This window comes from Idiomarina xiamenensis 10-D-4 (assembly GCF_000299895.1).
Lineage (GTDB): Bacteria > Pseudomonadota > Gammaproteobacteria > Enterobacterales > Alteromonadaceae > Idiomarina > Idiomarina xiamenensis.
The window spans coordinates 1-15,722 of record NZ_AMRG01000025.1; the positions used below are offsets into that span (position 1 = coordinate 1).

Below are 15,722 nucleotides of genomic sequence, written 5' to 3' on the forward strand. Positions count from 1 at the left end.
CCTAAAAGCCCGCTTAACTGCGGGCTTTTTTGTATCTGCGCTTAGCAAACGCTGATAAATTCGTTGAATCTAGCGTTTTTCCAGCGAAGTTATTGCGAAGCGCACCTTAATCGGTATAATACGGCGTCCATTCCATCAGCATTCGCTTCCCCAACATCTTTAAACGGTTAAGCAGCGATGGAATATCAGCAGGGGCGTAGTTCCAATTGGTAGAACAGCGGTCTCCAAAACCGACGGTTGGGGGTTCGAATCCCTCCGCCCCTGCCAAATTAAAAGCATAATATGCTAAGAATTGCTCGTAACAGGCAGGACTGAACGAATGAGTGCAAACACAGAAACGCAAAGCAGTTCGCTTAACGCCATCAAGTGGATCCTGGTATTTGCTTTGCTGGCGGTAGCTATCGTTGGTAATCACTATTATAGCGAACAAGTCTCGGTGCTTTACCGTGCTATCGCGGTAGTGGCATTGGTTGCTGTTGCCGGCTTCACCGCAGCCATGACCAGCAAAGGCCAACAGTTCCTGCGTTTTGCGAAAGAGAGTCGTACCGAAGTACGCAAAGTCGTTTGGCCAACGCGCCAAGAGGCGACACAAACGACCCTAATCGTGATTATCGCGACTGTTATCATGTCGCTGATTCTGTGGGGTATGGACGGTATTTTAGTACGCGTCGTTGGTTTCTTGACCGGCTTGGAGTTTTAATCATGAGTGATAATTTACGCTGGTATGTCGTACAAGCGTTCTCCGGCTATGAGTCGCGTGTTGCGCAATCGCTGCGTGAGTACATCAAAATGCATAGCATGGAAGACAAATTCGGTGAAGTATTAGTGCCAACCGAAGAAGTGGTAGAAATGCGCGCAGGACAACGTCGAAAAAGTGAGCGTAAATTCTTTCCGGGCTATGTGCTGGTACAAATGGCGATGGACGAAGAGAGTTGGCACTTAGTCAAAAGTGTGCCGCGTGTGTTAGGTTTCATTGGCGGTACCAGTGATCGACCTACACCCATCACTCAGCGCGAAGCCGATGCAATTCTGAATCGCTTGCAAGAATCGACCGACAAGCCGAAGCCGAAAACCTTATTTGAACCAGGTGAAGTGGTACGCGTTAACGACGGTCCATTTGCCGACTTTAATGGTGTGGTCGAAGAAGTCGATTACGAGAAAAGCCGGGTTACGGTATCGGTTTCCATTTTTGGTCGCGCAACACCGGTTGAACTGGAGTTTGGTCAGGTCGAAAAAGCCTGATTATAAATTCGACGATCATATTGATCTGGGGCGCGAATTCGCCTATAATTCGCGTCCTTTTTTATAACGGGAAGCCGTTTGAGTAAGTCTCCTCTCATTTATTTTGAAGGCTTACGAGGCGTTACACCCACAGTAGAGGAAGTCAATCATGGCTAAGAAAGTCTCTGCCATCATCAAGCTGCAAGTAGCAGCTGGTGCGGCAAACCCTTCACCACCGGTAGGTCCTGCATTGGGTCAACACGGTGTGAACATCATGGAATTCTGTAAGGCGTTCAACGCACAAACCGACAGCCTGGAAAAAGGTGCACCGGTTCCTGTTGAAATCACTGTCTTCGAAGACCGTTCTTTCACGTTCATCACTAAAACACCTCCAGCCTCTTTCTTGCTGAAAAAAGCTGCAGGTATCAAAAGTGGTTCAGGTCGTCCTAACACTGAGAAAGTGGGTACCGTTACCCGTGCTCAGTTAGAAGAGATCGCGAAAGTTAAAGAACCAGATCTGACCGCAGCTGACTTAGACGCAGCAGTACGCACTATCGCCGGTTCTGCCCGCGCGATGGGCCTGAATGTGGAGGGCTAATCGATGGCTAAATTAACTAAACGCGCACGCCTTATCCGTGAAAAAGTTGAAGTTCGTGATTACGACATCAACGAAGCTTTGACTCTGTTAAAAGAACTGGCAACCGCCAAGTTCGTCGAAAGTGTTGACGTTGCTGTTAACCTAGGTATTGATGCGCGTAAATCGGACCAAAACGTTCGTGGTGCAACCGTATTACCTAACGGCACTGGTCGCGACGTTCGCGTAGCGGTATTCACCAGTGGTGCTAACGCTGAAAAAGCTAAAGCAGCCGGTGCTGACTTAGTCGGTATGGAAGACTTAGCCGACCAAGTTAAGAAAGGCGAAATGAATTTTGATGTCGTGGTTGCTTCTCCTGATGCAATGCGCGTCGTCGGTCAGTTGGGTCAAATCTTAGGTCCACGTGGCCTGATGCCAAACCCTAAAACTGGCACCGTAACACCTGACGTCGAAACCGCAGTGAAAAACGCTAAAGCGGGTCAGGTACGTTATCGTAACGACAAGAACGGTATCGTTCATGCTACCATCGGCCGTGTCGACTTCGATAACGACAAACTGAAAGAAAACTTAGAAGCACTGTTGGCCGCATTGAAAAAAGCTAAGCCAGCATCTGCTAAAGGTCAATTTATGAAGAAAGTCAGCCTGTCGACCACTATGGGCGCTGGCGTGGCAATTGACCAAGCAACTTTAGCGGCTAACTAAGTTAACCGTTAAGGCGTAATTGAATTGTTGGAATGCATGCAAATTGATTTGCAAAGGTTTAAAAATAAAGTATAATTTTTGACCGTTTTTCAACAGTTTGTGGGTTGGAGCTGCCTCTCCGTTAATGTTTCGGCATTAATTGATGTGGCTCTCATCCAAGACCGTAGGTGTACCGCAGGTTCTTTGTTTTGTGCGGCACTTAATAACCTACGCAGATGGTGATATCCGACTCAGACTCTCTGGGTAAAGAATCACCGTAACAAGTCGGCAGATTTTATCTGCCTAATTGTAACGAGGAACTTCGGTTCCAGATTAAAACAATGAGGTGATATCAGTGGCACTAGGTTTAGCTGGAAAGAAAGCCATCGTTAAAGAAATTAACGATGTCGCTTCTAACGCTTTATCCGTCGCTGTTGCTGAATATCGTGGTTTGGAAGTTGCCGATCTGACTGCATTACGTCGTCAAGCTCGTGAGCAAGGCGTATTCCTGAAAGTTATCCGGAATACCTTAGCAAAACGTGCTTTCGAAGGTACGCAGTTTGACGACATGAGCACGGTACTGAAAGGTCCTTTGATCTACGGCTTTTCTTTGGAAGCACCAGGCGCCGCAGCGCGTTTGTTCAAAGATTTCGCTAAAGAGAATAAGAAACTGGAAGTCACGGCTCTGTCACTCGGTAACGGTGTATTGGGTGCAGATAAACTGGACGCAATCGCATCACTTCCGACTCGCGACGAAGCATTGGCTAAATTGCTGGCCACCTTCAAGGCGCCTGTTAGCAAGTTCGTTCGTACGATTAACGAAGTACCTGCTAAGTTTGTGCGTACGTTGGCAGCAATTAAAGACGCAAAATAACGTATTTGGTTATTTAACCTAATTTTTGACATTTAAAACCCAGGAGTTACGAGTAATGGCTCTGACTAAAGAAGATATCTTAAACGCGATCGCTGAAATGCCAGTAATGGAACTGGTTGAATTGATCGAAGCTGCTGAAGAAAAATTCGGTGTTGACGCATCTGCTGCAGTTGCAGTAGCTGCAGGTCCTGCTGCTGGCGGCGAAGCTGCTGCAGAAGAGAAAACTGAATTTGACGTTATGCTGAAATCTGCTGGCGGTAACAAAGTTGCTGCTATCAAAGCGGTACGCGGCGCAACTGGCCTTGGCTTGAAAGAAGCTAAAGCATTAGTTGAGTCTGCACCTGTTGCTGTTAAAGAAGGCATCAGCAAAGACGAAGCAGAAGAACTGAAGAAACAGCTTGAAGAAGCTGGTGCGGAAGTTGAAGTTAAGTAAGCTTCTTTTTATACAAGAAGCGGCCGTTTAGGCCAAAGGCTGGTGACTTTCTAGTCACCAGCCTTTTTGCGCTGCAAGGTATGTAAGTTTTTTACTCGTTGTTGACTGCATGCTGAAGTAAACAACGAGCTCAACAGATACTGACGAAATCTGTTATTGGTCACCAGACACGCTGGTGTCCAGGGTCATCAATCAGCTAGCTGAGGAACCCCATGGCGTACTCCTACTCTGAGAAGAAACGTATTCGTAAAGACTTCGGTAAGCGACCTCATGTATTAGAGGTGCCGTACCTGTTGTCTATTCAGCTTGACTCATTTAAAAAATTCATCGATGCCGATCCCGATGGCACTTATGGCCTGGAAGCGGCATTTCGCTCGGTATTTCCGATTGCAAGTTATTCCGGTAATTCGGAACTGCAGTACGTCAGTTATCAACTGGGAGAGCCGGCGTTTGACGTAAATGAGTGCCAAATCCGTGGCATCACCTATTCAGCGCCGTTACGGGTGAAACTGCGCTTGGTGTTATTTGACAAAGAGGCCGCTGCCGGTACTGTCAAAGACATCAAAGAACAAGAAGTCTATATGGGCGAAATCCCATTAATGACCGAAAACGGCACCTTCGTTATCAATGGCACCGAGCGTGTTATTGTGTCGCAGTTGCACCGTTCACCGGGCGTGTTCTTCGATCACGACCGTGGTAAAACGCATTCATCAGGTAAAGTCCTGTATAACGCGCGGGTTATCCCATACCGTGGTTCTTGGTTAGACTTCGAATTTGATCCGAAAGATAACGTATTCGTTCGTATCGACCGTCGTCGTAAGTTACCGGCGTCGATCATCTTGCGTGCACTGGAATACACCACCGAAGAAATCTTGGCGATGTTCTTCGACACCACTTACTTTGAAATTCGTAAAGACAAAGTCTTTATGCAGTTGGTGCCGGAACGTCTGCGTGGTGAAACCGCGAAGTTTGATATCGCTGGTCCAGACGGTGACATCATCGTTGAAAAAGGCCGTCGTATCACTGCTCGTCACATCAAGCAGCTTGAGAAGCTGGGTGTCGACGAAATGGAAGTGCCGCTTGAGTACTTGGTGGGTAAAATCCTCGCCAAAGATCATGTTGAGAAGAAATCAGGCGAAGTCGTGGCCAATGCCAACGACGTGTTAACGCTTGAGCTATTAGCGAAATTGCGCGAAGCCGGTCACAAGCGCTTCGAAACCTTGTTTGTGAATGACTTGGATCACGGTCCATACATGAGCGAAACACTGCGTATCGATAGCAGCAATAACCGTCTGGAAGCGTTAGTCGAAATTTATCGCATGATGCGTCCTGGTGAGCCGCCTACCCGTGAAGCTGCCGAAGCATTGTTTGATAATTTGTTCTTCAGTGATGAGCGTTATGACTTATCGACTGTCGGTCGCATGAAGTTTAACCGCCGTTTAGGTCGTGATGACTTGACCGGTGCCGGCACACTGGATAACGACGACATCATTTCGGTCATGAAAAAGCTCATCGAAATCCGTAACGGTGTCGATGAGGTCGATGATATCGATCACTTAGGTAACCGCCGTATCCGTTCGGTCGGTGAAATGGCTGAAAACCAGTTCCGTGTTGGCTTAGTCCGCGTTGAACGTGCAGTCAAAGAGCGTTTGAGCCTGGGTGATTTAGACAACTTAATGCCACAAGATCTGATCAACGCGAAGCCAATTAGCGCTGCGGTGAAAGAGTTCTTTGGTTCAAGCCAGTTGTCACAGTTTATGGACCAGAACAACCCATTGTCTGAGGTGACGCACAAGCGTCGTATCTCGGCTTTAGGTCCGGGTGGTTTAACGCGTGAGCGTGCAGGTTTCGAAGTGCGAGACGTTCACCCAACTCACTATGGTCGTGTCTGTCCAATCGAAACGCCTGAAGGTCCGAACATTGGTTTGATTAACTCATTGTCGACCTTCGCACGTACCAACGAATATGGTTTCTTAGAGACACCGTATCGTCGCATCGAAAATGGTGTGGTGACCGACGACGTCGATTACCTGTCAGCTATCGAAGAAGGTAAATTCGTTATCGCGCAGGCTAACGTTGCGCTTAACGACAAAGGTGAATTGGTTGAAGAGCTAGTACCTTGTCGTCACAAAAACGAATTTACTCTGATGAGTAAAGAGCAAGTTCAATACATGGACGTTGCTCCGCAACAAATCGTATCGATTGCAGCGAGCTTGATTCCGTTCTTGGAACATGACGATGCTAACCGTGCCTTGATGGGCTCGAACATGCAACGTCAGGCAGTACCCACACTACGTGCTGACAAGCCGTTGGTCGGTACTGGTATCGAGCGTACGGTAGCGGTTGACTCGGGTGTAACCGTGGTTGCTAAACGTGGTGGTGTAGTCGATTTTGTTGACGCTGCCCGTATCGTGGTTAAGGTTAATGAAGAAGAAATGGTATCGGGCGAAGCGGGTATCGATATCTATAACCTGACCAAATACACGCGTTCGAACCAGAACACCTGTATTAACCAAAAACCGACCGTCACACCTGGTGAACCGGTAATGCGTGGCGACGTTTTGGCGGATGGTCCATCAACCGATTTAGGTGATTTGGCGTTAGGCCAAAACATGCGCGTAGCGTTCATGCCTTGGAATGGTTATAACTTCGAAGATTCAATTCTGATCTCGGAGCGTGTGGTACAAGAAGACCGCATGACCACCATTCATATTCAAGAGCTGAACTGTGTTGCTCGTGATACCAAGTTAGGTCCAGAAGAAATTACTTCGGACATTCCTAACGTCGGTGAATCGGCGTTGGGCAAACTGGATGAAGCTGGCGTCGTTTATATTGGTGCCGAAGTTAACGGCGGCGATATTCTGGTGGGTAAAGTGACGCCAAAAGGCGAAACACAATTAACGCCAGAAGAGAAACTATTGCGTGCCATCTTCGGTGAGAAAGCCTCGGACGTTAAAGATAGCTCATTGCGTGTGCCAAATGGTGTTAGCGGTACAGTTATCGACGTACAAGTCTTTACTCGTGACGGCGTCGAAAAAGACAAACGCGCAGTTTCCATCGAAGAGATGCAACTCGCAAAAGCGAAGAAAGACTTAACCGACGAATTCAAGATCCTTGAAGAAGGTATCTACGGTCGTGCTCGCAACTTGTTACTAGCAAATGGCTTCGACGAAGCTAAGCTGGCTGGCATGGAGCGTAGTAAGTGGTTGACGCAGAACTTAGGTGATGAAGACGCGCAACAGCAATTGGAACGCATCGCTGACCAATATGCTGAAATTCGCGAAGACTTTGACACCAAGTTCGAGACCAAGCGCCGTAAGATCACTCAAGGTGACGACTTGGCACCGGGTGTGTTGAAGATCGTTAAAGTCTACTTGGCCGTTCGCCGTCGTATTCAGCCGGGTGATAAGCTGGCTGGTCGTCACGGTAACAAGGGTGTTATCTCGACTATCGTACCGATGGAAGATATGCCGCACGACGAAACCGGTAATCCGGTTGACTTGGTATTGAACCCGCTGGGTGTACCATCGCGGATGAACATCGGTCAGATCCTTGAGACTCACTTGGGTATGGCGGCGCGAGGCATCGGCTTGAAGATTGAAGCGATGCTACAGCAACAGCGCGAAATCGCAGAGTTGCGTGAGTTCTTGCAGAAAGTTTATGACTTGGGTGAAAGCCGTCAAGAAGTAAACATCGACGAATTCAGCGACGAAGAAGTACTGCGTTTAGCGAACAACTTGAAAGGTGGTTTACCAATCGCGACACCAGTATTCGATGGTGCTCGTGAAGAGGAAATCAAACAGTTGTTGGCGCTCGGCGATATTCCAGAGTCAGGCCAAATCAAGTTGTTTGATGGTCGTACCGGTGAGAAGTTTGAGCGTGACGTAACTGTCGGTTACATGTACATGCTGAAATTGAACCACTTGGTCGACGACAAGATGCACGCGCGTTCAACCGGCTCTTATAGTCTGGTTACTCAGCAGCCGCTGGGTGGTAAAGCACAATTCGGTGGTCAGCGCTTCGGTGAGATGGAAGTGTGGGCACTGGAAGCTTACGGTGCGGCTTACACGCTGCAGGAAATGTTGACAGTGAAATCGGACGACGTAAACGGTCGTACCAAGATGTACAAAAACATTGTTGATAATGACCTACAGATGGAAGCGGGTATGCCGGAATCTTTCAACGTATTGCTGAAAGAAATCCGCTCACTCGGTATCAACATCGAGTTAGAGCAGAATTAATACCGTTACCGGACTTGAATTTGGGGAGTTTCGACTCCCCAAGGGTTTAACTCCGACAGGAGACAAATCGTGAAAGACTTGCTGAAGTTTTTAAAACCAATGAATCAGGCGGAAGAATTCGATGCCATTCGCATCGCGCTTGCGTCTCCGGATATGATCCGTAGTTGGTCGTACGGCGAAGTAAAAAAGCCGGAAACTATTAACTATCGTACCTTTAAGCCTGAACGCGACGGCCTGTTTTGTGCGCGTATTTTCGGCCCAGTTAAAGATTACGAGTGCTTGTGTGGTAAATACAAGCGGTTGAAGCACCGTGGTGTCATCTGTGAGAAGTGTGGCGTTGAAGTCACGCTGACCAAAGTACGTCGTGAGCGTATGGGTCACATCGAACTGGCTAGCCCAGTGGCGCATATTTGGTTCTTGAAATCGTTGCCATCTCGCATCGGTTTGATCATGGATATGACACTGCGTGATATCGAGCGCGTGTTGTATTTTGAATCTTACGTCGTGACCGAGCCAGGCATGACCGCGCTTGAGCCACGTCAGATTCTGACCGAAGAAGAATATTTAGACGCGCTTGAAGAGCACGGCGACGAATTCGATGCGAAAATGGGTGCAGAAGCGGTTCTGGATCTATTACGCGCGATCGATATCGACGGCGAAATCAAGCAAATGCGTGAAGAGTTGCCAGAAACCAACTCTGAAACTAAGCGTAAGAAAATCAGCAAGCGTTTGAAGTTGCTGGAATCATTCCAAATGTCAGGCAACAAGCCTGAGTGGATGATCATGAAAGTGCTGCCGGTTTTACCACCGGATCTGCGCCCATTGGTACCGTTAGAGGGTGGTCGTTTTGCGACCTCAGACTTGAACGACTTGTACCGTCGCGTGATCAACCGTAACAACCGTTTGAAGCGCTTATTAGATTTAGCTGCACCGGATATTATCGTACGTAACGAAAAGCGTATGTTACAAGAAGCGGTTGACGCATTGTTAGATAACGGCCGTCGTGGTCGCGCCATTACCGGCTCTAACAAGCGTCCATTAAAATCGCTAGCCGATATGATCAAGGGTAAGCAGGGTCGTTTCCGTCAAAACCTCTTGGGTAAGCGGGTCGACTACTCAGGCCGTTCGGTTATCACCGTTGGCCCGAAACTGCGTTTGCATCAGTGTGGTTTACCGAAAAAAATGGCCTTGGAACTGTTTAAGCCATTCATTTACGGCAAATTAGAAGCACGCGGTCTGGCTACCACGATTAAAGCAGCGAAGAAAATGGTCGAGCGCGAAATCCCAGAAGTTTGGGACGTACTGGACGAAGTCATTCGCGAACACCCAGTGTTATTAAACCGTGCACCAACCCTGCACCGTTTAGGTATTCAGGCGTTTGAACCGGTGCTCATCGAAGGTAAAGCGATTCAGTTGCACCCGTTGGTGTGTGCGGCTTATAACGCCGACTTCGACGGTGACCAAATGGCCGTTCACGTACCGTTGACATTAGAAGCTCAGCTTGAAGCGCGGGCGTTAATGATGTCGACTAACAACGTGTTATCACCAGCCAGTGGTGAGCCGATCATCGTACCTTCGCAAGACGTTGTCTTGGGCTTGTACTATATGACGCGCGAAAAAATTAACGGTAAAGGCGAGGGTATGAACTTCGCTGATCCACGCGAAGTAGAAAAAGCTTATCGCAGTGGTGCCGTTGAATTGCATAGCCGCATCTCGGTACGTATTGAAGAAACACTGGTTGACGAAGAAGGTAACCGTAGCGAATCGATCACCCGCTATCAGACTACTGCCGGTCGTGCGATTTTATCGCTGATTCTGCCAGCGGGTATGCCGTTTAGCTTGATCGACCAGCCGATGGGCAAAAAGCCAATCGCACGTTTGCTGAATACCGCATACCGTACTATCGGTTTGAAGCCGACGGTCATCTTTGCTGACCAATTGATGTATACCGGTTTCCATTACGCGATGGTCTCGGGTACCTCGATCGGCATCAACGACATGGTTATCCCGGATGCGAAAAAAGCGATCATTGACGAAGCTGAAGCGGAAGTTGCTGAAATTCAGGAACAATTCGAATCAGGCTTGGTAACCGCCGGTGAGAAGTACAACAAAGTCATCGATATTTGGTCGACCGCTAACGAGCGCGTATCAAAAGCGATGATGGAAAACCTGTCGAAAGAAACCGTGGTTAACCGCGACGGTGACAACGAAGAGCAGGATTCATTCAACTCGGTTTATATGATGGCGGACTCGGGCGCTCGTGGTAGCCCCGCACAGATTCGTCAGTTGGCCGGTATGCGTGGTTTGATGGCGAAGCCGGACGGCTCTATCATCGAAACACCAATCGTCGCTAACTTCCGTGAAGGTTTGAACGTACTACAGTACTTCATCTCGACCCACGGTGCGCGTAAAGGTTTGGCCGATACCGCACTGAAAACCGCCAACTCGGGTTATTTGACTCGTCGCTTGGTTGACGTTGCACAAGACGTCGTGGTCATGCAAGAGGACTGTGGTACTCACGAAGGTCTATACATGAAACCGCTGATCGAAGGTGGTGACGTTGTAGAACCATTACGTGAGCGCGTACTAGGCCGTGTACTGTGTGAAGACGTCATGCAGCCGGGTAGTGATAAAGAGGTCTTACTGCCGCGCAACACATTATTAGATGAAAAAATGTGTGACGTGTTAGAAGAAAACTCGATCGACGAAGTGAAAGTACGTTCTGCCATCACCTGTGAAACCGATTTTGGTGTGTGTGCCAACTGTTACGGTCGTGATTTGGCCCGTGGCCATATCGTTAACCAAGGTGAGGCGGTCGGTGTTATCGCGGCGCAGTCAATCGGTGAACCTGGTACTCAGTTAACCATGCGTACCTTCCACATCGGTGGTGCGGCGTCACGAGCGTCAGCCGAAAATAGCGTTCAGGTTAAAAATGGCGGTTCATTGAAACTGCATAACCTGAAGAGCGTAGAAAACAGCGATGGTCATCATGTTATTACCTCGCGTTCTACCGAGCTGACCCTGATTGACGAATTTGGTCGTGAGCGTGAGCGTTATAAAGTGCCATACGGCGCGGTCATGAAGAAGCAAGACGGTGAAGCCGTTGATGCTGGCGAAACCGTTGCTAATTGGGACCCGCATACGCACCCAATCATCACCGAGGTAGCGGGTCGCATCAAGTTTGTTGACTTGATCGATGGCGTCACCATGACCCGTCAAACCGACGAATTAACCGGTTTGTCGAGCATCGTAGTACTGGAAACTGGTCAGCGTACCAGCGCCGGTAAAGACATGCGTCCGATGGTAAAACTGGTTGATGAAGCAGGTAACGACGTCAACATCGCTGGTACCGATATTCCTGCGCAATACTTCTTGCCGGGTAACGCGATTATTAACTTGGAGGATAACTCTGAGGTGAAAATCGGTGATACCTTGGCGCGTATTCCGCAAGAGGGTTCAAAAACTCGCGACATTACCGGTGGTCTGCCGCGCGTTGCCGACTTGTTCGAGGCGCGTCGCCCGAAAGAGCCAGCAATTTTGGCCGAAATTACCGGTACCGTGAGCTTCGGTAAAGAAACCAAAGGTAAGCGTCGCCTGATAATCACCCCTAACGATGGCTCTGACTCGTACGAAGAAATGATCCCTAAATGGCGTCAAATCAACGTATTCGAGGGTGAGACAGTTGAGAAGGGTGAGGTTATCGCCGATGGTCCAGAAGCGCCACATGATATTCTGCGGTTACGCGGTATCAGCGCTGTCGCCAACTATATCGTTAACGAAGTGCAGGAAGTTTATCGCCTGCAGGGTGTAAAAATTAACGATAAGCACATCGAAGTCATCGTTCGTCAGATGTTGCGTAAAGCATTGATTCTGCGTAGCGGTGAGACCGAGCTGCTGGAAGGCGAGATGATGGAGTTGTCCGACGTGTTAGCGGCCAACGCGCAAGCTGAAGCCGATGGCAAAATGCCAGCCTTGTTCGACCGTCAGTTGCTGGGTATTACCAAAGCCTCGTTGTCGACTGAATCGTTTATTTCAGCGGCATCGTTCCAGGAAACTACTCGCGTACTAACCGAAGCGGCGGTACAGGGTAAGCAAGACAGTCTGCGTGGCTTGAAAGAAAACGTCATCGTTGGTCGTCTGATTCCTGCGGGTACTGGTTATGCTTACCATCGCGATCGTCAGCGTAAACGTGCCGAAGATGTGGAAGTTATTGCTCCACGTCTGACCGCCGAAGAAGCTGAGCAACAACTGGCCGACGCATTGAACGCCGGTAACGATAGCGATAACGCGGAATAACAGTCACTTAGAAATGACGGTCATCGAATCGTCATTTTTCTAAGGCATCATTAAGGCGTGCTGTCACAGACGTCAGTTATCAGAGCCAAGGCCTCACCCGCCTTGGCTCTTTAGTTTGTAACCTTGACAGGTGAAAATCTGACCATTACAATTCGGCGTCCCCATTTTGGGGATCATAGATTTTCACACGGTTGATAAGCATCAACATAATCAGGAGTAATGAATGGCAACAGTTAACCAGCTGGTGCGCAAAGGTCGCCAGAAGCCGGTTGCAAAAAGCAACGTCCCGGCTCTGGAAGCTTGCCCACAAAAACGTGGTGTCTGTACTCGCGTGTACACGACAACCCCTAAAAAGCCGAACTCAGCATTACGTAAAGTATGTCGTGTTCGTTTGACTAACGGTTACGAAGTTAGCTCGTACATCGGTGGTGAAGGTCACAACCTGCAAGAGCACTCGGTTGTACTTATCCGCGGTGGTCGTGTTAAAGACTTACCGGGTGTGCGTTATCACACCGTACGCGGCGCGCTTGACTGCGCTGGCGTAAACGACCGTCGTCAAGGCCGTTCTAAGTACGGCGCCAAGCGGCCTAAATCTTAACGGTTCTCCGTTAGTAAGGCCAAACCACTAATTAGAGTTTTGGGTAAATCCCTGAATTAATCGGAGAATACTGAGATGCCAAGAAGACGCGTCATAGGTCAACGTAAAATCCTGCCTGATCCTAAGTTCGGATCAGAGCTGTTGGCCAAATTTATCAATATCGTCATGGTTGACGGTAAAAAATCTGTCGCTGAAAAAATCATCTATGGTGCATTAGACATCATGGCTGAGAAATCAAGTAAAGATCATTTAGAAATTTTTGAAGTCGCATTGGACAACGTACGTCCTACCGTCGAGGTTAAATCTCGTCGCGTTGGTGGCTCTACCTACCAAGTACCGGTAGAAGTTCGTCCAGTACGTCGTAATGCACTGGCTATGCGCTGGTTGGTTGATGCTGCGCGTACCCGTGGTGAAAAATCTATGTCGCAACGTCTGGCTGCAGAAATGCTGGACGCATCTGAAAGCAAAGGGTCTGCTGTGAAGAAACGTGAAGACGTTCACCGCATGGCTGAAGCGAACAAAGCCTTCGCTCACTATCGCTGGTAATTCACACGCAACCGAAAGGAGTTTATTGTGGCTCGTAAAACTTCGATTGAGCGCTATCGTAATATCGGTATTTGTGCTCACGTAGACGCTGGTAAAACGACTACGACCGAACGAGTTCTGTTCTACACCGGTTTGTCACACAAAATCGGTGAAGTTCATGATGGTGCAGCTACCATGGACTGGATGGAGCAGGAGCAGGAGCGTGGTATTACTATCACCTCTGCTGCTACCACCTGTTTCTGGAGTGGTATGGACCAGCAGTTTCCTGAGCATCGGGTAAACATCATCGACACCCCTGGACACGTTGACTTCACTATCGAAGTAGAACGTTCACTGCGGGTTCTAGATGGTGCGGTAGTGGTATTGTGTGCCTCTTCAGGTGTACAGCCGCAGACCGAGACCGTTTGGCGTCAGGCGAACAAATATGAAGTACCGCGCATGGTTTTCGTCAACAAGATGGACCGTGCAGGCGCTGACTTCTTAGCCGTTGTTAATCAAATCAAAACCCGCTTGGCCGCTGTGCCAGTTCCAATTCAGTTGCCTATCGGTGCTGAAGACGAATTTAAAGGCGTTATTGACTTGGTTAAAATGAAAGCCATTAACTGGAACGAAGACGACATGGGTATGACCTTTACCTATGACCCGATTCCAGAAGATATGGTTGACGAGTGTGAGGAATATCACAACGAATTGGTCGAAGCCGCTGCAGAAGCTTCTGAAGAGTTAATGGAAAAATACCTGGAAGAAGGTGCATTAACCGAAGCTGAAATCAAGCAAGGCCTGCGTGCTCGTACCTTGGCTAACGAAATCGTTCTGTGTGCTTGTGGTTCTGCCTTCAAAAACAAAGGCGTACAAGCAGTATTGGATGCGGTTATCGAATTCTTACCTTCACCAACCGAAGTTAAGGCGATTAACGGTATTCTGGATGATGAGTCTGAAGGCGTGCGTAAGTCTGACGACAACGAACCGTTCTCGGCGTTGGCGTTCAAAATCGCAACCGACCCATTCGTGGGTACATTGACCTTCATGCGCGTTTATTCTGGCGTATTGAACCAGGGTGATACCGTATTCAACCCGGTTAAAGGCAAGAAAGAACGTGTTGGTCGTATGGTGCAGATGCACTCAAACAACCGTGAAGAAATCAAAGAAGTTCGTGCTGGCGACATCGCCGCAGCAATCGGTTTGAAAGATGTGACCACGGGTGACACATTGTGTGATCCTAATAACATCATCACGCTGGAGCGGATGGAATTCCCTGAGCCGGTTATCTCGGTAGCCGTAGAGCCAAAAACTAAAGCTGACCAAGAAAAAATGGGTATCGCTTTAGGTAAGTTGGCCGCAGAGGATCCATCTTTCCGCGTGAAAACTGACGAAGAGTCTGGCCAGACAATCATCTCTGGTATGGGTGAATTGCACCTAGACATCATCGTTGACCGTATGAAGCGCGAATTTAAAGTTGAATGTAACGTAGGTGCGCCTCAGGTTGCTTACCGCGAAGCGATTCGCCAGAAAGTTGAAATCGAAGGCAAATTCGTACGTCAATCAGGTGGTCGTGGTCAGTATGGTCACGTTTGGTTGCGTCTTGAGCCTATGACAATCACCGAAGATGAAAACGGTGATGATGTTACTTACGAATTCGTCAACGAAATCGTTGGTGGTGTGGTACCGAAAGAGTACATCCCAGCGGTTGACAAAGGTATTCAGGAACAAATGCAGCAAGGTGTACTTGCCGGCTACCCAGTATTGGGTGTCAAGGCGACCTTATATGATGGTTCTTACCACGATGTTGACTCGTCAGAAATGGCGTTCAAAATCGCTGGTAGCATGGCCTTCAAAAAGGGTGCGCTGCAAGCTAAACCTGCGTTGCTTGAGCCTATGATGAAGGTTGAAGTCGTAACCCCTGAAGAGTTCATGGGTGATGTAGTCGGTGACTTGAACCGTCGTCGCGGTATCATTGAAGGTATGGAAGATGCGCCAGGCGGCTTGAAAGCCGTTAACGCTCAGGTTCCATTATCGGAAATGTTCGGTTATGCGACTGACCTGCGTTCACAGACGCAAGGTCGTGCATCGTATGCGATGGAGTTCCTGAAGTACGCTGAAGCGCCAAATAACATTGCTGAGCAAGTTATGGCTGCGCGTGAAACCAAATAAGTAAGGTCTGGTCCGGTTCCCTAGGACCGGACTTTCAACTTAAGTTTAAGGAAAAGTCATGTCTAAAGAAAAATTTGAACGTTCGA

General features: G+C 48.6%; 11 protein-coding genes and 1 tRNA gene. All 12 read left to right on the forward strand.

The window, feature by feature from the left end:
* Window positions 1-190 precede the first annotated feature (190 nt).
* The 12 genes from A10D4_RS12875 to fusA all read left to right on the forward strand — a co-directional run bounded on the left by A10D4_RS12875 (window position 191) and on the right by fusA (window position 15,636).
* A tRNA-Trp gene (locus A10D4_RS12875) sits at window positions 191-267 on the forward strand.
* Between the two features lie 52 nt (window positions 268-319).
* Window positions 320-700 (forward strand): preprotein translocase subunit SecE, encoded by a 381-nt coding sequence (gene secE / locus A10D4_RS12880; RefSeq protein WP_008490024.1) that lies wholly within the window; start codon window positions 320-322, stop codon window positions 698-700.
* A gap of 2 nt (window positions 701-702) precedes the next feature.
* Entirely contained in the window at window positions 703-1,242 is a 540-nt protein-coding gene (gene nusG, locus A10D4_RS12885; RefSeq protein ID WP_008490025.1) for a transcription termination/antitermination protein NusG, read from the forward strand.
* Between the two features lie 148 nt (window positions 1,243-1,390).
* Window positions 1,391-1,819 carry a 50S ribosomal protein L11 gene (rplK, locus tag A10D4_RS12890; RefSeq protein ID WP_008490026.1) on the forward strand — a complete coding sequence of 143 codons (429 nt, stop codon included), beginning with the start codon at window positions 1,391-1,393 and terminating at the stop codon, window positions 1,817-1,819.
* A gap of 3 nt (window positions 1,820-1,822) precedes the next feature.
* A complete protein-coding gene (gene rplA, locus A10D4_RS12895) occupies window positions 1,823-2,518 on the forward strand; it encodes a 50S ribosomal protein L1 (protein ID WP_008490027.1) in 696 nt (231 codons plus the stop codon).
* 334 nt (window positions 2,519-2,852) lie between these two features.
* Window positions 2,853-3,371, forward strand: coding sequence for a 50S ribosomal protein L10 (rplJ, locus tag A10D4_RS12900; RefSeq protein WP_008490028.1), 519 nt, complete (start codon window positions 2,853-2,855; stop codon window positions 3,369-3,371).
* Between the two features lie 55 nt (window positions 3,372-3,426).
* Window positions 3,427-3,804 (forward strand): 50S ribosomal protein L7/L12, encoded by a 378-nt coding sequence (rplL, locus tag A10D4_RS12905; RefSeq protein ID WP_008490030.1) that lies wholly within the window; start codon window positions 3,427-3,429, stop codon window positions 3,802-3,804.
* A gap of 212 nt (window positions 3,805-4,016) precedes the next feature.
* Window positions 4,017-8,045: a DNA-directed RNA polymerase subunit beta gene (gene rpoB / locus A10D4_RS12910; protein ID WP_008490031.1), complete on the forward strand. Its 4,029-nt coding sequence runs from the start codon at window positions 4,017-4,019 to the stop codon at window positions 8,043-8,045.
* 69 nt (window positions 8,046-8,114) lie between these two features.
* Window positions 8,115-12,341 (forward strand): DNA-directed RNA polymerase subunit beta', encoded by a 4,227-nt coding sequence (rpoC, locus tag A10D4_RS12915; RefSeq protein ID WP_008490032.1) that lies wholly within the window; start codon window positions 8,115-8,117, stop codon window positions 12,339-12,341.
* 223 nt (window positions 12,342-12,564) lie between these two features.
* A complete protein-coding gene (rpsL, locus tag A10D4_RS12920) occupies window positions 12,565-12,939 on the forward strand; it encodes a 30S ribosomal protein S12 (RefSeq protein ID WP_008490035.1) in 375 nt (124 codons plus the stop codon).
* 75 nt (window positions 12,940-13,014) lie between these two features.
* Window positions 13,015-13,485 (forward strand): 30S ribosomal protein S7, encoded by a 471-nt coding sequence (gene rpsG, locus A10D4_RS12925; RefSeq protein WP_008490036.1) that lies wholly within the window; start codon window positions 13,015-13,017, stop codon window positions 13,483-13,485.
* A 27-nt stretch (window positions 13,486-13,512) separates the two neighbouring features.
* Window positions 13,513-15,636 (forward strand): elongation factor G, encoded by a 2,124-nt coding sequence (gene fusA, locus A10D4_RS12930; RefSeq protein ID WP_008490037.1) that lies wholly within the window; start codon window positions 13,513-13,515, stop codon window positions 15,634-15,636.
* Window positions 15,637-15,722: the final 86 nt, after the last annotated feature.